Annotated in this window: 15 protein-coding genes and 4 pseudogenes; 9 read left to right on the forward strand and 10 right to left on the reverse strand. The window is 53.8% G+C overall.

The genetic code is table 11. The features are described 5' to 3' along the window. Window positions 1–23: 23 nt before the first annotated feature. Window positions 24–860 carry a MipA/OmpV family protein gene (locus AC2LB6_RS01340; RefSeq protein WP_490092095.1) on the reverse strand — a complete coding sequence of 279 codons (837 nt, stop codon included), beginning with the start codon at window positions 858–860 and terminating at the stop codon, window positions 24–26. 206 nt (window positions 861–1,066) lie between these two features. Here AC2LB6_RS01340 and AC2LB6_RS01345 point away from each other — a divergent pair, with 206 nt between their 5' ends. The 4 genes from AC2LB6_RS01345 (at window position 1,067) to AC2LB6_RS01360 (ending at window position 4,442) form a co-directional block, all read left to right on the forward strand. After that, the gene (locus tag AC2LB6_RS01345) at window positions 1,067–1,744 is read left to right on the forward strand and encodes a response regulator transcription factor (RefSeq protein WP_490092096.1); all 678 of its coding nucleotides are present in this window, start codon (window positions 1,067–1,069) and stop codon (window positions 1,742–1,744) included. Further along, window positions 1,744–3,132, forward strand: coding sequence for a sensor histidine kinase (locus AC2LB6_RS01350; protein ID WP_490092097.1), 1,389 nt, complete (start codon window positions 1,744–1,746; stop codon window positions 3,130–3,132). Before AC2LB6_RS01345 ends, AC2LB6_RS01350 begins: the two co-directional genes overlap by 1 nt. A 49-nt stretch (window positions 3,133–3,181) precedes the next feature. Beyond that, a complete protein-coding gene (locus AC2LB6_RS01355) occupies window positions 3,182–3,619 on the forward strand; it encodes a hypothetical protein (RefSeq protein WP_490092300.1) in 438 nt (145 codons plus the stop codon). A 274-nt stretch (window positions 3,620–3,893) separates the two neighbouring features. Continuing rightward, window positions 3,894–4,442 carry a GNAT family N-acetyltransferase gene (locus tag AC2LB6_RS01360; RefSeq protein ID WP_490092098.1) on the forward strand — a complete coding sequence of 183 codons (549 nt, stop codon included), beginning with the start codon at window positions 3,894–3,896 and terminating at the stop codon, window positions 4,440–4,442. Window positions 4,443–4,667: 225 nt separating this feature from the next. Here AC2LB6_RS01360 and AC2LB6_RS01365 read toward each other — a convergent pair whose 3' ends face one another. Both AC2LB6_RS01365 and AC2LB6_RS01370 read right to left on the reverse strand, forming a co-directional pair. Then, window positions 4,668–4,958, reverse strand: a complete 291-nt coding sequence (locus AC2LB6_RS01365) for a Bor family protein (protein WP_009089453.1) — start codon at window positions 4,956–4,958, stop codon at window positions 4,668–4,670. A 201-nt stretch (window positions 4,959–5,159) separates the two neighbouring features. Continuing rightward, window positions 5,160–5,246, reverse strand: a pseudogene (locus AC2LB6_RS01370) (hypothetical protein); the annotation flags it as partial. Between the two features lie 270 nt (window positions 5,247–5,516). On the opposite strand from AC2LB6_RS01370, the gene AC2LB6_RS01375 reads away from it, so the two are divergent. From AC2LB6_RS01375 to AC2LB6_RS01385, 3 genes are read left to right on the forward strand one after another with little or no spacing between them, the layout of a single operon-like run. Continuing rightward, window positions 5,517–6,104, forward strand: coding sequence for a TetR/AcrR family transcriptional regulator (locus tag AC2LB6_RS01375; protein ID WP_490092099.1), 588 nt, complete (start codon window positions 5,517–5,519; stop codon window positions 6,102–6,104). After that, entirely contained in the window at window positions 6,104–7,060 is a 957-nt protein-coding gene (locus tag AC2LB6_RS01380) for a DMT family transporter (protein ID WP_490092100.1), read from the forward strand. The genes AC2LB6_RS01375 and AC2LB6_RS01380 overlap by 1 nt, the downstream gene beginning before the upstream one ends. After that, window positions 7,057–7,392, forward strand: coding sequence for a protein secretion chaperonin CsaA (locus AC2LB6_RS01385; protein WP_490092101.1), 336 nt, complete (start codon window positions 7,057–7,059; stop codon window positions 7,390–7,392). Before AC2LB6_RS01380 ends, AC2LB6_RS01385 begins: the two co-directional genes overlap by 4 nt. Window positions 7,393–7,581: 189 nt before the next feature. Here the strand turns inward: AC2LB6_RS01385 and AC2LB6_RS01390 are convergent. From AC2LB6_RS01390 to AC2LB6_RS01420, 7 genes and pseudogenes are all read right to left on the reverse strand, one after another. Next, window positions 7,582–7,911, reverse strand: a pseudogene (locus AC2LB6_RS01390) (transposase zinc-binding domain-containing protein); the annotation flags it as partial. A gap of 256 nt (window positions 7,912–8,167) precedes the next feature. Further along, window positions 8,168–8,521, reverse strand: coding sequence for a DUF2493 domain-containing protein (locus AC2LB6_RS01395; protein ID WP_490092102.1), 354 nt, complete (start codon window positions 8,519–8,521; stop codon window positions 8,168–8,170). A 54-nt stretch (window positions 8,522–8,575) separates the two neighbouring features. After that, a complete protein-coding gene (locus tag AC2LB6_RS01400) occupies window positions 8,576–10,228 on the reverse strand; it encodes a Na/Pi cotransporter family protein (protein ID WP_490092103.1) in 1,653 nt (550 codons plus the stop codon). 2 nt (window positions 10,229–10,230) lie between these two features. Further along, on the reverse strand, window positions 10,231–10,467 hold the full coding sequence (locus tag AC2LB6_RS01405; RefSeq protein WP_490092104.1) for a hypothetical protein: 237 nt from the start codon (window positions 10,465–10,467) through the stop codon (window positions 10,231–10,233). A 75-nt stretch (window positions 10,468–10,542) separates the two neighbouring features. Then, window positions 10,543–13,236 (reverse strand): magnesium-translocating P-type ATPase, encoded by a 2,694-nt coding sequence (gene mgtA / locus AC2LB6_RS01410; protein ID WP_490092105.1) that lies wholly within the window; start codon window positions 13,234–13,236, stop codon window positions 10,543–10,545. Window positions 13,237–14,216: 980 nt separating this feature from the next. Then, window positions 14,217–14,297: pseudogene (locus AC2LB6_RS01415) on the reverse strand (IS6 family transposase); the annotation flags it as partial. A 146-nt stretch (window positions 14,298–14,443) separates the two neighbouring features. Further along, entirely contained in the window at window positions 14,444–14,887 is a 444-nt protein-coding gene (locus AC2LB6_RS01420; RefSeq protein ID WP_490092106.1) for a GNAT family N-acetyltransferase, read from the reverse strand. 565 nt (window positions 14,888–15,452) lie between these two features. On the opposite strand from AC2LB6_RS01420, the gene AC2LB6_RS01425 reads away from it, so the two are divergent. Continuing rightward, window positions 15,453–16,931 (forward strand): SulP family inorganic anion transporter, encoded by a 1,479-nt coding sequence (locus tag AC2LB6_RS01425; RefSeq protein WP_490092107.1) that lies wholly within the window; start codon window positions 15,453–15,455, stop codon window positions 16,929–16,931. Window positions 16,932–16,949: 18 nt separating this feature from the next. Continuing rightward, window positions 16,950–17,165, forward strand: a pseudogene (locus AC2LB6_RS01430) (universal stress protein); the annotation flags it as partial. Between the last annotated feature and the right edge of the window lie 321 nt (window positions 17,166–17,486).

The raw sequence follows: 17,486 nt of genomic DNA on the forward strand, positions 1-17,486 counted from the left end.
GGGAAACGCACATTGAATAACGATCAGAAGCGATATGTCACCAGCAGGCTTCCGGTGGGCGATGTTTTTCGTTGCACAATCGGGCTATTGCGCGCATCCCCCGTCAACTGCGTAACGCCTGCTGCGGCAACCACGCTCCAGTCCTCATCGAACTTATGTGTCCAGTCAAGATTCATTGACCAGGCATAAATTCCCGACCCGGCTTCATATCGGGTAAACCGTGATGCGGCCGATTGGGATGCATTGACTCCGTAGTAAGTCTGCATGTATTTCTCCGTCCCCCAACTGCCGGTCAGCGCCAGCGTCACGGTATTGTTCGGTGAGGTATAGAGCGGGCTATTAATGCCAAAATGCAGTGCCGCGCCATTGTTCCGCTCAGAAAATGGCACTTCAGCCTGGAATTGCAAATTAAGCCAGTCTGTCACCCCATATCCCAGGCCAACCGCACCGAGAGCCGAGCCTTTGACGTCGCCCATACCACGCAAATAGTCGCTGCCATCGCTCAGCGAGTCGCTGTCCACGTCGTGATCTTTCCGGCCTGAGCGATAGCTCAGCGCAGCGTTGTAATCGAATTTGCCGATGTTATTGCCATAACCGATGCCCCGTGTGGAGCTGACGAAAAAACCATTTGTCATCGTGTAATCAAGCACCAGGGCAGTCGTGACGCTGCTTTTATCCGAACCAGAATAGCGTGGCGTAACGTTCGCGCCGCCTCCCAGAGTCAACGCGTTGCCCTCATTTTGTGCTGCCGACAGTATCGGGGTGGCCAGTAACGCCAGGACTGCGCCCTGCAACATTTTTTTCAGGCTGCGCCCCGGGATTGAAAGGGGGAATTTATGACGCAGTGTGTTATTTCTCATTAAAGAAGTCCTTTTGGATTCAAATGATTACGATACAAGCGGTTTGTAAACGCCAGAACGCTCATCTTGCATGCGCCTGCTAAAGTTCTCATGAGCCAAAAATGAAGAAAGGGTGAAGCAATCACTGATGCAGCAAAGCTGATAGATTTCCTGATACCGTTTTTTTCTTCAGACGATCTTCATTCACTGTTGATACCGTAACCATTGTGAAAATACTCCTGATCGAAGACGACCTGGATCTCGGCAACGGCGTACGTATTGCCCTTTCAGATCAAGGACTTGATGTTATATGGGTTCGCCGCAAAGAGGATGCGCTGCATCAGCTTCATGTCTGCGTGCCTGAACTTGTATTGCTCGATCTCGGATTACCCGACGGCGATGGCATGAGCCTGATGGCGTGCCTGCGTCAGCAGCTCAAGGGGATTCCCGTCATCATCCTGACGGCGCGAGGCACACTGCAAGATCGCCTTTCCGGGCTGGACGCTGGAGCAGACGACTATCTCGTCAAACCGTTTGTTCTCGCCGAGTTGTTGGCGAGGGTGAGAGCGCTTGCGCGTCGCAGTTATGGTTTTCAGAACGAGGCGATAGAACTTCGCGGATTATCACTTTATGTGCCCACACGACGCGTGACCGTGAATGCACGGCATATCGAGTTGACGGCAAGTGAATACGCGCTGCTTGAAACGTTGATGTTGCGCACTGACCGCGTGCTTACTCGCAGTTTTCTGGAAGAAAGGATCTTCGGCGCAAAAGAAAATATGAGTAATGCGCTCGATGTGCATATGGGGAATTTGCGTCGCAAAATTGGCGACGGCTATGTGCGAACGGTGAGGGGAGTTGGGTATGTCATTGATACCGTACCCATTCAGAAGGGGGCAGGTTGATGCGAAATGTCTGGCGCCACCTGAGAACCCCAACGTTCGTACGGCGAATTATGGTAGCGCAAATGCTACTGCTCACCCTGCTCTGGTGTCTTTTTCTGACTTACGTTTTGTGGGAGGACTTGCGTAGCCCGCCGATATTAACCGGCAGCAAGACGTACGAAACGATTTTTACTGTGGTTAAGAGTATGGACGATCACCCGCAGGAGCGAACGCAGGTGCTGGCTGCATTAAGTAAGGCAGTGCGGGAAAATTATGGCGGCGGTGAAGATCCAGAACTCTCAATCAGCCTTATCGTGCGCAAGAACAAAGAGATAATTTATGCCTCTGATGGTGCGCCAGCCGGAGTGATAAACAGCCGTTATGGAAAAATTGAGCGTGTTGAGAGTGATGGCCGCACCTGGACCAGCCGTACCTTAAAGTCCAGGAACGCCGATACAGAGGTTACGCTTATCACCCCTGCTGGAGGCTGGAATTTCTTTATCTACCTGAACTCGCGCGGCTACTACGTGATGCCGCTGCTGGTATGCATTCCTTTTCTTTTGTTTCCTGCGTGGCTGTCAATCCGCATTGCAATGCGCCCATGGAATAAGGTGGTAAATGAAGTGTCCTTACGCACGCCGGACGATCTCTCGCCCTTAAAAGCAGTGCCAAAGCACAGCGAGCTTCGCCAGATGGTTGACGCTGTTAATGGATTTCTTGCCAGGGTGCGGGAAAGCACTGAACGGGAACGCGTTTTCATTGCCGATGCCGCTCACGAGCTGCGTACCCCCCTGGCGGCGATGCGAATCAATGTTGAGGCGTTGCAGTCTTATGTGAGCAGTGACAGCCAAAAAGAGTTGCTTGCAGGCATTATTCGCAGCAACAGCCGTGCGGCTCGTCTGGTCAATCAGTTGCTGCTGATGATGCACAGCGAAGCGCGCATTGACACGGTTATGGAGCCTTTGCAGCTGACAACGCTTATACAAGAACGCATGGCCGGGCTGGCACCGCTCGCGGCGGAACGCAGGATTGAACTTGAATTCTACGCCGAAGAGGAAATCTGGGTGACTGGCGTCAGGGAACGGTTGATGTCGCTTATCGATAACGTAGTTGAAAATGCCGTGAAGTACAGCCCTGGGGGCGGAAGGGTTGAGGTGGAGTTACGATCCTTAAATCAATCCACGCAGTTACGTGTTTCAGATACAGGGCCTGGCATTCCCGTTGAATTGAGGGAGCGCGTGTTCGACAGATTTTTTCGTGATCCCAATCAAATGCAAAGCGGGAGTGGGCTGGGGCTTGCCATCGTCAAAGCAGTTGCGCAGCAACACCACAGCAGCGTAAGCCTCAGTACGTCGGCAGAAGGTGGGCTGGTGGTTTCGGTCGATTTCCCAAATCACAAGTCCGCCTGAAAGCAAAAACAACGTTGATCCGCTCCGGCGGAGGGCATTTACCTGAATGATGGAGTTAAAAGTGAAATACGTTGCTCTGGCAAGCCTGTTATTTTCGGTCTCACTCAGCGGGTGCGCTATTACCGTCAGCGAACTAAAAAGCAGCCAATCCTCTTTTGACGGCAGTTTCTTGAGCAAGGCAGGGTCTTCTGATACTTATCGAACCCTAAGGTACATGGCAAGGCAGTGCCTCGAATATGAGGCATATTCAGGAAATCCGGTCATCGTATTAAGCGAGTTTGATGGTGAGCGCAAAAAAGGTGAGATTAATCAAAAGTTCCTTTCACAGGGATTGTTGATTAACAACACGCTGATTGAGATCGAAAGCCCTGATGGTGACAATGCGCAGGTCAGCCTGTATACAACCAAGAACCTCCTGAGCACGGGTATCCGATCGCCAAAGATAAGTGATATCAAGCGCTGGGCTGACGGCAATAAAACGTGCTAGCGCGACACCGCGAAGCATCCCAGTCATATGACTTGCGCCACATTGATTAACACACCGCAATTTTAAGTAATACTCATCAGAGGTGAGAGCCACTGCGAACTTCCACTTCTCGCTCAAAGCGGACATCCGCCTGACTTCAGTCCGCTTCGTGCCAGAAGCGGACGTTTTAGCCGTAATACCATTTTTGCGTGATGTAAAAGATGGCTGTATGCGTATAATTTCGTAAGGTAAAAAAACTGACCAGGAATTTATTAACCTGCAAGGATAATTGCCCATGCGAATCCCCACGCTTACAACAGATCGGTTGTTATTAAAACAGTTAGTCGCCGATGATGCTCATCAGATCCAGAAGCTTTATCCCCGCTGGGAAATAGTCCGTTATATGGTGGCATCGGTCCCCTGGCCTTATCCAGAGAATGGTGCAGAGAATTACGTCAATAATGTTGCTCTGCCTGACATGGCGAAAGGAATTGCATGGTTCTGGACTATCAGAAATCGTGAGATACCAGACAAAGTCATGGGCTTGATCAGCCTTTACGATGAAGAAGATAACAACCGCGGATTCTGGCTCGCTCCGGAATATCAGGGGCAAGGCTTTATGCGTGAGGCTAGTATTGCGGCTACAGATTACTGGTTCAATGTGTTGAATAAGCCGGTATTGCGCGCACCTAAAGCAGCCGTTAACATCCGCTCTCAGCGTATTTCAGTCAGTAGCGGAATGCGGCTTATCAAAACTGTTAAGAAAGAGCATGTCAGCGGTCTTCTGGATTCTGAGCTTTGGGAAATCACCCGGGAGGAGTGGAACGCTCGAAGAGTTCAATGATACCAGTAATACAACGTCCGCTCTTCGCTCAAAGCGGACTGACATGCCTCAACAGCTTACCACTGCTTTTACCAGGCTGGACGACGTTGCCTGAACTCGTTTCGGGTAACGTCGTCAGCAGGCAAGCCGCGCAGCAGTGCGACAGCAGAATTTAATAGTTACAATATACTAATGCGATTTAATAACAGGCGCAGGATCAGGCCGGCGAACCGGCCTGAGGCATTATCAGATGGCGCAATAAACACGCGCTTCACGTGGCGTGTAGATACCAAACGTCACCACGCTCAGTAAGCCATTAACAAACGTCTGCTGCACTTCAACCCGACTAACTTTTTCCTGGCCGCCGCACACCTGTGCCGCATCAATGCTCTTACGCTGACCGATACCTGAAACAAAGAACGGCTGGCTGGTAGTTTTCGTCGCCGCGCCAACTTGATTCTGTTTCATTACGAAAGTCTGCTGCGCACAGCCGGTTAAACTCAGAGCCAACAACGCCGCAACACAAAGCTTGTTCATAAATATCCTTATCGCTTGAAATGAAAAAATAAATGCTGAGTGAAATCATCACTCAGCCAGCAATCAGGTTATCGACAACGAAAGCGGAAACATAAGAAAGATTTTTAAGTACGCCTAACGGATGCGTTTTGCTGAATAGTACAGCAATAAAAAAAGCCCCTGCACAGCAGGGGCTTTTTATGTTTACCGCAGCGTTTCCGCTTAGCGAGTCAAATCGTTGAAGAACTTTTTGACGCCATCGAGAAAGCTTTTTGAATGCGGACTGTTCTTCTCGCTCATAGCGGACCCTGGCCTGCCGTCAGTCCGCTTTGTGCCAGAAGCAGACATTTACTCTCTCATCTAAACAGGCCGAAGGTTCCCGGCAGCGCTCAATATGTAACACCGGCTGGTGTCAACATGATGCTGATACGGCAGGTCTGACTGCCTTATTTACTGCGTTTTGTTCACCAAAACAGCTTATCCTGGATCACGCAGCCCATTAAAAATGCAGACTTTGGTTGCTTCAGTCTCCGTTGTAGGTAGACTGGTCTACATACTTACTGCATAAAGAGGCTGATCATGACATTTTTATCTGCAGGTTCTGAAACCGCCTACGAAAAACTGCTCAGTGCTGCGCGCGTGCTTTTTTACAACCACGGCATTAACGGCACGGGGATTGACGCCATTGTCAAAAGAGCAGGCGTTGCAAAAAAAAGCCTGTACAACAACTTTGCATCCAAAGACGAACTTGTGGCGACCTACCTCAGGGTACGCCATGAAGAATGGCTTTCTTTGTATAAAAGCCGGCTGAAATTGGCCATGACGCCCAGAGAGCGGGTGATGGCCGTTTTCTCTGCCTATGAAGACCATGCTGAATATGCATATGAGAACGGTTTTCGCGGCTGCGGCCTGCTGAACGCGGCGGCAGAACTTCCCTCCGGGGCGCCGGGCCGTCAGGCCGTTCGTGAACACAAAGAAGAAGTGGAAGCGATCTTGGCTGCGCATCTGACTGAGCTGATGAACGGAAAGTCTGAAAGCGCGCGCAGTATGGCTAGACATTTTGCCTTTCTGCTGGAAGGCAGCATTTCGCGGGCCGGACTGGAGGGTAACAGTGACTGCGTGACTCAGGCAGGCTGCATTGCCGAGCAAATGATGGAGGCGTACTGATGCTTTCTTCGGGACAACGCCTTGGCGGCATGGCGGCTGTGCTTATCGCTGCCGTTCTCTGGGGAACGACCGGCACAGCAGCGACTTACGCCCCTGGGCTGAGCCCGCTGGCCGTAGGGGCGGTTGCGATGGGGATAGGTGGCCTGCTGCAGGGGCTTATCGCTGCGGCAACCATAATCCGCCAGCGCGCTCTGATAATCTGCAACTGGCATTTCCTGCTGACCGGCGCAGTGGCGGTGGCGGTTTACCCTCTCGCTTTTTATGCTTCCATGCACAATGCCGGTGTTACGGTCGGCACGGTTATTTCCATCGGCTCTGCGCCGATCCTGTCCGCCCTGATTGAATGCCGCCTTGACGGTCTTCGCCTGACCAGGCAGTGGATGTGCGGAGCGGGCGTTGGTGTTGCGGGCATGGTGCTGCTCTGCCTGGCAGAAAGCAGCGGAAGCAGTACCTCAAATGATCACGCCATGACGGGGATCTTTCTGGGCCTGCTGGCCGGCTTCACTTATGCCTTTTACTCGTGGTCAGCGCGGCGGTTAATGCAGGCCGGCGTCGTCTCCCGCGCCGCGATGGGCGTCACCTTTGGCGCAGGCGGTCTTCTGCTTATGCCTGTGCTGCTGATGACGGGAGCGCCGCTCCTGACGGCATGGAACAACGCCGCCGTCGGTATTTATATGGCGCTGGTTCCGATGTTTCTGGGTTATGTCTGCTATGGCTACGGACTTGCGCGCATTCCGGCAAGTATGGCAACAACGATCACTCTGCTGGAGCCGGTTATAGCCGCGATGCTGGCGGTTGTGCTCGTCGGTGAAAGGCTGCCGCCTTCCGGATGGGCAGGCGTCGGTCTGATAGTTGCGTGTCTGGGGATAATCACCGTTCCGGCCGGAAAGTTACGTTTCAGTTTGTTCCGCAAACGAAAAGAAAATTTTGATATCGCAGAAAGGAAAGAATCATGAAAGATAAAGCGTCATTTGACTCATTTTCGGCTCTCGATATGCGTGCCGGTACCATCATCAGAGTTGAGGAGAGTAAAACCTCAAAGCCCACCTGGCGGATGACGATTGACCTGGGACCCGAACTGGGAACCCGGGTGTCATGCGGAGCGTATACTAACTACGAAGCCGGGGAACTGCAGGGAACGCAGGTAATCTGCATCGTTAATCTGGGCACCATGAAGATGGGACCGGAAAAGTCAGAGGTGCTGGTACTGGGCGTGTCTGATCGTTCAGGCGGGACGATCCCGCTGACCACAGAAAAGCGCGTCGGTAACGGTGAGTGCGTTTTCTGAAACCCGGCAGCTGTATCTCGCCGTGAGCTGCAAGGATATGCCACCGTTGTCCGTCAAGCTCAACGCGAGATAAAACCAGGCAGAGGCAAGAAAAGGATTCTGGTAGCTTTCAGCGAATCTGTCCGCATTTCGCTCATTGCGGACCTTGCAGCGCGTATGCCCGCTCTGTGCCAGAAGTGGACGTCTAGGCAGCAATCCAGTCGTTCCCATGGTTACGTGATGGAACAGATGACGAATAGTGTTTTTTTGGCTCTGCTGCGTCACCCACGGCTCCGTGGCTTTGAAGCCGCAGGCGCTGCAGGCCTTTGACTTGCAGCTCTGGCAGAAGAAGCGGGAGTGAGTGCAGTCAGGTGATGAACAGCAGTAGCGCTTTACCCCCATCGCCGTGGTGCCGCAGGCGAGTATGCGCTCAACGCAGAGGCGGGTCCATGGCGTGACGCGGTCACCGAATTTTTCGAGGAAACTATTCCAGCCGTCATCAACGGTGAAGAGCAACTTCGTGGGGCGTGGAATATATATGCCCCAGAGTATAAAACGAGGCTCAGGGCATGAAAACCATCGGTGACGCTCGCCCTGTAAGGGCGCTACGTTCAGCGTGTCGGATAGGATTATGTTTATGGAAAAAGGGCGCGTGGTCTGCGATGACTCTCCGCAGGCTGCTGCGCAGCGGCGAGAACCCGCGTATTACCGTATTCCTGAAAGACGTAAATCTGGTGCCCGTCTCGGCCTAAAAAAACGGGCTGCGGTAACATTTCCCTGCCGCAGCCCGGGTGGATTAAATCTCTATTACCTTCACGCCGGAACTGCGCGCCATTCGTACGCACTCTGCCGTGTCTTCTCCCCCAGGAAAAGCCAGCAGCACATCGGGGCGGCTGTCCTCCAGCATAAACAGATTGCGGCGGGTTTCCGCGTATTTACCGTGCAGCGCCCAGTTGGCCGGGTAGCGAATGACGTGCACGTCGGTACCGCGTGCCCAGGTTTCAATGGCGCCGCCGAGCGACTGATGCCCCCCATGGATCAGCACATTCATTGTCTGCGTGCTGGCATATAAATCCAGCACGCGGGTGAGGGTGTGGTTGTCGGCATAAAACCGACCTGCGCAGATTAAAACTCTCACTTTTCTGTACATTAAAGTTGCTTTCCTTGAAAAGATGCTTCGTCCACCTTGCGGCGGTTATTGTTTTTAAGCGTCCGGCGGCGTTTCGATAAAGCGCAGCGACTTATCGCCCAGGCGGTCAATCACCGGGTAGGCTACAGCCGCGATGTGGTGATGCACGCGGCGATAGTCCCGCAGCACTCGCTGGAAAATGTCGCCGGATTCCGCCCAGGCATTTTTGTCCTCTCGCAGTTTTTTGAAGTGCTCGCGGCTGGCGGAAGCCTCGAGTTGACGAATGGTTTCCTTGCGCTGCACCAACTGATGGGCAGCGGATAAATCTTCACGCATAAACGCGACGATGCCGAGGCGCAGGCTGGTGAGGATCTGTGCGTGCAGCAGACGGATATTGTGTAACTCAAAGTCGCTGAACAGTTCGGCCCGGCGAGCGCGGCGCGTAGCCAACTGGGTCAGGTTGCTGGAAAGAATGTCCCCCGCGTGCTCGAAGTTGATGATGAACATCAGGATCTCCTGGGCGCGATCGGCATCCGCGTCATTCAGCCCGTCATGGCTGATATCGGCCAAGTAAGCACGCACCGCCGCGCTGAGCAGATCCACTGACTGATCGAGCTGACGAATCTCATCGGCGGCCTGCTTTTCCTGGGTGACAAACAGCACCAGCAGGCGGTCCAGCATGATGGTCAGCATGTCGGCGGCGCGTAGCGATTCGCGGACTGAGTTAGACAGGCCGATGTAAGCCACTTCGAGGCCGGCATCGTCCAGATACATCGGCATCCCAGGATCGCCCACGCGCTCTTCTTCCGGAAACAGACGCTCGAGGAAACGAGCCATCGGTGCGGTCAGGCCGATAAACAGCAGCGCGAGCACGGCGCTAAACGCCGTGTGGAACCACACCACCAGCTGCGGTGTGCACAGCCCGGACTTCTGTGCAAGATCCTTCAGCAGCGGGAGCATTAACAGCGCGAGCGCACAGCCGACCAGGCGAACAATCAGGTTGCCCACCGGCAGACGGCGAGCCACGGCTGAGCCAGCATTTAGCACCGGCGGCAGCGCCCCGCCGATATTGGTCCCCATCACCAGGATCAATACTGTTTCCGGCCCCATCGTGCCGGTGACGGCAAGGGAAGCGATCAGCAAAATAATCGCCACGCTGGAGTGGCACAGCAGCGTCAGGATCGCGGCCACCAACAGGGCGATTAAGATATCTCCCTGCAGCCCCTGCATCACGGCGTGAAACACCGGCGTGACTTCGATTTCCGCCAGCGTGCCGCTCAGTAAATGCAGGGCAAGCAGCATCAGGCCGAGGCCAATCAGGGCGCAGCCCACGCTCTCAAAGTTGGAATGGTCGCGCAGCTTGAAGACCACAAACCCGGCCAGCAGCAGCAGCGGGATAGCCATTTCCATATTGAAGCTCATCAGCTGTACCACCAGCGTGGAGCCGATGTTAGCGCCGAGCATCACCGCCAGGGCAGGGGCAAGGCTCAGCGTCCCGGCGGCGGTAAACGACGTCGCCATCATGCTCACTGCGGTGCTGCTTTGCAGAACGCCGGTAATGCCAATACCGGCGAGCAGAGCCGTCCAGCGGCTGGTAAGGTGGCGTCCCATCCAGTTGCGCAGCGGCGTGCCGAAGCCGCGCTGTAGCGCAGTTGAAATCATATGGCTGCCCCAGAGCAGCAAAGCGATGGCACCAGCCAGGTTAATTAACAGAGTTGTTCCGGACATAATCAATTCCCCCTCTTCAGGGCGGGTGGTGTAACAAAACGCAGTAACCTGATCGAAAAACGATGTATGGCGCTGGCGAGGTTCAGTAACGCTTTCGCGTGTCGATAGTTGATTTCCCCTCCTGCGAACCAGGCCAGGGCGGTGACGCGAAGGGCGCGAGTTATTTTCATTAAAAATAAGACAACCAGTGCGATGGTCTTATTTTTAATCAGGAAAATCATGGAATGTTGCTTTTCCATAATGTTGTCCAGCTTGTGTTACTTGCCTGAAAGGTGCCGCCGAAGCGGCACCTTATTGCAGTTTTTAACGCAGCGTTAGTGCCACTGCTTGAAACGGCGCATGTAGAACGTTTTCATGCCCTGAGCCACGCAGCAGTAGGCGAGCAGGGTCGCTACCAGCCACGGGAAGTACTGCCATGGCAGCGCCTGCAGCCCAACCAACGGCCCGAGTGGAGAGAACGGTACGTAAATCCCAATCGCCATAATCAGCCCGGTCATCACCACCACCGGCCAGGCGGCGGTGCTCTGAATGAACGGAATTTTCTGGGTACGCAGCATCTGTACCACCAGCGTCTGTGACAACAGGCCTTCGACGAACCAGCCGGACTGGAACAAGGTCTGCATGTGCTCGCTGTTGGCGCTGAACACAAACCACATCAGCGCGAAGGTGGTCATGTCAAAAATGGACGACGTTGGGCCAATCCAGACCATGAATCGGCCGATGTTTTTGGCATCCCACTTGCGCGGTTTGCTCAGGAACTCTTTGTCCGTTTTGTCCCACGGCAGCGCGAGCTGGGAGATGTCGTACATCAGGTTTTGCAGCAGCAGTTGAATCGGAAGCATCGGCAGGAACGGGATGAATGCGCTGGCGACCAGCACCGAGAACACGTTGCCGAAGTTGGAGCTGGCGGTCATGTTCAGGTACTTCATGATGTTGCCAAAGGTCTCGCGGCCTTTGATCACGCCTTCTTCCAGCACCATGAGGCTCTTTTCCAGCAGGATGATATCGGCGGACTCCTTGGCGATATCGGTGCCGCTGTCGACCGAGATCCCGACGTCGGCATCGCGCAGGGCAGGGGCATCGTTAATCCCGTCGCCCAGGAAGCCTACGGTATGGCCGTTGGCCTGCAGCGCCTTCAGCACGCGAGATTTCTGCAGCGGCGTCAGCTTGGCAAACACGGTGCGTTCTTCCACCAGCTGCTGGAGGGAGGCGTCGTTCAGTTGCTCAATCTGCGGGCCGAGTAACGGCTCGCCTGGCTCCAGCCCGACCTGGCGGCAGATGCGGGTGGTAACGATGGGGTTATCGCCGGTCAGCACTTTCACCGCTACGCCAATGTCCATCAGAGCAGCAATCGCCGGGCCTGCGCTCTCCTTCGGCGGATCGAGGAATGTGAGGAAACCGCGGATAATCAGATCGTGCTCATCGTCGGTACCGTACTGTTTTTTCGCCTCGGCTTTAGGAATATCGCGAGTTGCCACCACCAGTACACGGAAGCCATCTTTGTTGTAGTCATTGGTCATTGCCAGCATGGCATCACGACGCTGATTATCCAGCGCGACAACCTTGCCGTTCTCTTCCATGTGGGTGGCAATGCTCAGCATCTCTTCTACGGCGCCTTTGCACACCAGTAGGTGATCGCTCTGGCTGTTCTTCACCACAATCGACAGGCGGCGGCGGACGAAATCAAACGGTATCTCATCGACTTTGCTGTAGCCCTGCGGTTTGACGAAGTTCGGCTCATTGTCGGAGAAGTAAATGACCGCCTGATCCATCAGGTTTTTGATGCCGCTTTGGTGGTAGCTGTTAAGCCAAGCCAGCCCCAGCACGGACTCGTTTTTCTGGCCGTTGGTGCCCACGTGATGTTCGAGGATGATCTTATCCTGCGTCAGCGTCCCGGTTTTGTCGGTGCACAGCACGTCCATTGCGCCCAAGTTCTGGATAGCGTTCAGGCGCTTCACAACCACTTTGCGCTTCGCCATAGCCACCGCGCCTTTGGCGAGGTTGGCGCTGACGATCATCGGCAGCATTTCCGGCGTCAGGCCCACCGCGACCGCCAGGGCAAACAGCAGGGCATCCCACCATTCGCCTTTCAGCAGGCCGTTAATCAGGAACACTACCGGCACCATCACCAGCATAAAGCGGATCAGCAGCCAGCTGACGCTGTTCACGCCGCGGTCGAAGGCCGTTTGCGCGCGGCTCCCGACAATTGCTTTAGCCAGCGAGCCAAAGTAGGTCCGTGGCCCGGTTGCGACCACCACAGCCTGCGCGGTGCCGCTAACCACGTTGGTACCCATAAAGCAGATGTTAGGGATATCTAGCAGGTTTTCGCTGTCGATTGCCTTATCGTGCGCGGACTTTTGCGCCACGTCGCCCAGGGTGTCGTATTTCTCAATCGGCAGCGCTTCACCGGTCAGCACGGCCTGGCTGATGAACAGGTCCCGGGACTCAATCAGGCGCACGTCTGCCGGGATCATGTCCCCCGCATAGAGCTGCACGATATCGCCCACGACCAGTTCGCGCATCGGGATTTCACGTGGAGTTCCTTTTTGCCCCGCATGTTCACGACGCACGACCGTGGCAGTGGTACGAACCATTGCTTTTAGCGCCTCGGCTGACTTCGCCGAGCGGTGTTCCTGCCAGAAACGGACCAGGCCGCTGAGCGCCACCATGGTGCCGATGATAATCACCGTCGTCAGGTCGCCGTCTTCGCCGTGGCTGGTGGGCAGCCAGTAATCAGTAAAGAAGCTGATCCCTGCGAGGATACCGAGCACGTAGATAAAGGGGTTGTTAAATGCCATCAGCAGCTGAATTAGCGCGTGAGGCGGCTTGTCATGGGCAACTTCGTTCAGGCCATCCCGCTCCAGCCGGGCGCTGGCGTTGGCTTCCTGCAGCCCTTCCCGGGTGGTGTTCAGGTTGACCAGGGTTTCTGCGATGCCGTTTTTGGCTTCCTGGGCGGCACGCATAGACAGCGTGCTTTTTTTATTACGGTTCTTGGTTTGTACAGTCATGGTGGTGCTCCTGTCGCCGGACGGCAGCAGGCTTTTTAAGGTAAGCGCCAGATTAAGGGCGGCCGAAAATAGCCCGATGCCGCATGAGCGATCGGTTTTAAATTAATTTCGCACAGGGTTTCTCGCTATTTATTTATTAAAAATAAACAGGTGAGAAATTTATAGTGTATTTTCTCGGGACGTGTTTATTCCTCCTGATAAATATGCCAGAAGGCATCAGCGAATAAACAGGTACCAACAGTGAAGTAACTCAGCGTGGCGCATGAAAGCGGGCTGCGGCATAGCGGCAGACACGCCCGACGGCGTAACGGCTGAATCAGGCTACGAAGGGTCGACTTTGTGGGTCTTCGCCATCAGAGAAGTTGCAACGACGCTCCAGCTGGCCGGTGACAGGACTGACACGCCAGTTGGTGATGCGTTGATTCAACTCAATGATTTTAGAACATAAAATTGAGTTTGACTGTTTTTTGCGTACGGACAATACCCGATCATGGGGCGGCCGGACACGCAGCGTTGATGTCACTGTTTTAACACCAGGAAAAAGGGTAGATTTGAAGTTCATAACACACCTCGGGACCGTGAAAACCCTGGTCGAGGTGGGACAACACGAGAGCATCAAGCTCCGGCGAGACACACCAAAACGAAGAAGTGATCACAATCGATTTCATGTTTACTTTCCCGAACCGCCATTAAGGCCATGTTCGGGCAGCTACTAAATTCAGTATCCATTAGTCTCTTATGTCAGGTTAGGAAAGGCCGCAACTTCGGCCTGTGAAATCTACCCATGGCTAATACTATTGTCAACCCGCCAGTGTAAATTAAATGTGTTCGTTTATATTTCAGTGAGGGAATATTGAGGGAAGGTGCGAATTCAGATAATAAGTGCAACGCGGCTTTGTTGAATAAATCGAACTTTTGGCCCTAGTTAGGATCAGATCACCATACTCCTGATCCTGTACCGGTATCACGTGGCAAAACAGGCTGATCCCATATTTACAGTACCAGCGTACCGCCCACAGGATGACATCGCGGGTAAAATGCCGGCCTTTGAAAAGGTTCATGACAGGTCCCTCTGACGAATTCATCACCAGAGCCTATCAGCTGCCGGATCTTTGCAACAGTGCCCTTAAAAGGTTGTCCCTTAAATCCGAAGGGTAAAATGGGCCGCTTTGTGCCAAAAGCGGAACTCAATGAAATTCGTAGAAGGTCAACTACCGCGTTGTTTCTCTAATCGAATAAAAGCGCCATCTAATGTAGCCGTCTTAGTCCAGCCGAGTTCCATATAAAATTTGGCCGCACGGCTGTTTTTATCTGTTTCCAGCCAGGCAACATCGTGATGTTTGAATAACTCCTGTTCGGCAATCTTTGTAAGTCTGCGACCGATGCCTCTGCCTTCGTAGGAAGGAAGGACAAAAAGCCCAAAGAGAGAGCCTCTCTCCGTTGAGATCATTGAAAAACCGACAACGTCATCATTATCATTTGTAGCAACCCATGCACAATGACCCTCTTTGATCATATTGCTCACAGTACTTTCGGTGATGCCCATTACCCGCATCTCTTCTCGACTCAGATGATTCTCAGTCACAGAAGTTCTGACAATAAAAATATTCTCAACATCAGATAATTGAGCTGGTCTTATTTTGATATCCATTAATCTTAAACCTTGTATGACAAAGATAAATTTTGAAGGTAAGGCAATCATATCCTCTTAACTGCCCCAAAACTTTAAGCGAAATCGCTGCTACGCAGCATGTCCGCTTTTCGCTCAAAACGGACGTCTCAGCAGCGCTAAACTTCAATGCCCGCATGCATTCTGTCAGCCTTAAAAGGAAGCCAAATGTGGCTAATTTATACCGATAACAGCGTACTCTGCGGGCATCCGCTATCTTCCTCGCATTGACCCCGTTTAAGTTTCGTGTAGAGTAAAAAGGCCTTTTGCCGGGGGAAGTTCTGATTCTTATCTGCCCGGCAGGCAATCGTGACCAGTACTGAAACCCTTTACAGCTGGTCTTCCTGGTTCCTTAAGGTGCATAAGCCCCCCGTAAAGGAGTTATAAAAAACCATCATGCGTATTACGCCACCATAAGTCGTCCCCCTCTCTGTCGCACTGAGTAACTTCAGTCGCGCACTCAAAAGCATCCCGTCTGCGGATGCGCTTTTTTGTACATAAATTTTGCCCTCACGGGCTGACTGTATTCAAAAACTGAGAAACTACTATGTTGCTGTCCTCGACGCGTAAGGACTGGCTGGGTAACGTCCGTGGTGACGTCCTCGCCGGTATTGTGGTCGCGCTCGCGCTTATTCCGGAAGCGATCGCCTTTTCTATCATCGCTGGCGTAGATCCGCAGGTTGGTCTCTACTCCGCGTTCTGTATCCCTATCGTCATGGCCTTCTTTGGTGGCCGACCGGCGATGATTTCCTCCTCCACCGGTGCGATGGCACTGCTGATGGTCACGCTTGTGAAAGACCACGGGCTGCAGTATCTGCTCGCCGCCTCCGTGCTTACCGGTCTGTTCCAGCTCGCGGCTGGTTATCTGAAGCTCGGCAGCCTGATGCGCTACGTGTCCCGTTCGGTGGTGACCGGCTTCGTGAATGCGCTGGCGATACTCATATTTATGGCGCAGTTGCCGGAACTCACCAACGTCACCTGGCACGTATATGCGCTCACGGCTGCCGGTCTTGGAATCATTTATCTCTTCCCGTATCTGAATAAAACCATTCCCTCTCCACTGGTCTGCATCATTGTGCTGACCGCGATTTCCATGTGGCTGCACCTCGACGTGCGCACCGTAGGCGACATGGGCAAGCTGCCGGACAGCCTGCCGGTATTCCTCATTCCGGACATCCCGCTTAACCTCGACACGCTGCTGATTATTCTGCCGTATTCCGCCGGGCTTGCCGTGGTGGGGCTGCTGGAGTCGATGATGACAGCAACGATCGTGGACGACATGACCGACACGCCGAGCGATAAAAACCGTGAATGCAAGGCGCAGGGTATTGCCAATATCTGTACCTCGTTTATCGGCGGTATGGCGGGCTGCGCCATGATTGGCCAGTCGGTGATCAACGTGAAGTCCGGCGGACGCGGGCGTCTTTCCACGCTCACGGCGGGTGTGGTGCTGCTGTTAATGGTGGTATTCCTGCGCCAGTGGGTATCACAGATACCGATGGCGGCCCTGGTTGCGGTGATGATTATGGTCTCAATAGGCACCTTCTCCTGGCGCTCCATCAGCAACCTGCGCTCCCATCCGCTCTCAACCAGTGTGGTAATGCTCGCAACCGTGGTGGTGGTGGTGGCCACGCATAATCTGGCATTTGGCGTGCTGACCGGCGTGCTGATTGCCGCGCTGAACTTCGCCACCAAGATCGCCCGCTTCATGGCTGTCTCCTCTGAGCTGAAGGGCGATACCCGTACCTACACAGTGACCGGTCAGGTTTTCTTTGCCTCGTCTGACCGGTTTACCAGCCATTTCGACTTCCGCGAGGCGCTGGAGCGCGTAGTGATCGACGTGACGCACGCCCACTTCTGGGATATTACGTCGGTCAGCGCGCTGGACCGTATCGTGATCAAGTTCCGCCGTGAAGGTACGGAGGTGGAAATCAGGGGCATGAACGACGCGACCCGCACTATCGTTGACCGCTTTGGCGTTCATGACAAACCCGAAGAAGTTGAAAAGCTGATGCGCGGCCATTAATTCACAGGAGAATTCAACATGAATAATACCGTTATTGCCTGCGTGGACGGCTCGCCGTCAACCCGCGCGGTTTGTGAGTATGCGGCCTGGGCGGCAGGTAAGCTGGACTTGCCGCTTGCTATGATGCATGTGCTGGAAAAAAATTCCCCTCCTGCCGTGTCCGACCTGACCGGCACCATCGGCATCGACAGCCGGGAGCAGCTGAATGAAGAGCTTGTCCGCATTGAGGGCGAGGGTGCGCTCAGCGGTTGAGGTCGGGACTGTAATAGCCAGCGGGGCATCGCCGGTGATTATGGGCGTGCTCATTGACCACCAGGTGACGCTGCGGCTGCAGGCGATGCTCTGTCTGATCTACATTGTAAGTGCCAGCCTGCTCGCAACCCGGATCAAAACAGATGAACCGCATACACTCCTCTAGTCTGGGCCGGCTCGTCTAAGGATTCTGAAACCAGTGAGTTCAGTAAAATTCATTTCTGAACATAGCCATGGATGATCCAGACACCCAGGACTTTTTGTAATATCCGGGTGTCCGCTTATCGCTCATAGCTGACCTTA

It is taken from the genome of Pantoea sp. RCC30.1 (assembly GCF_058148845.1).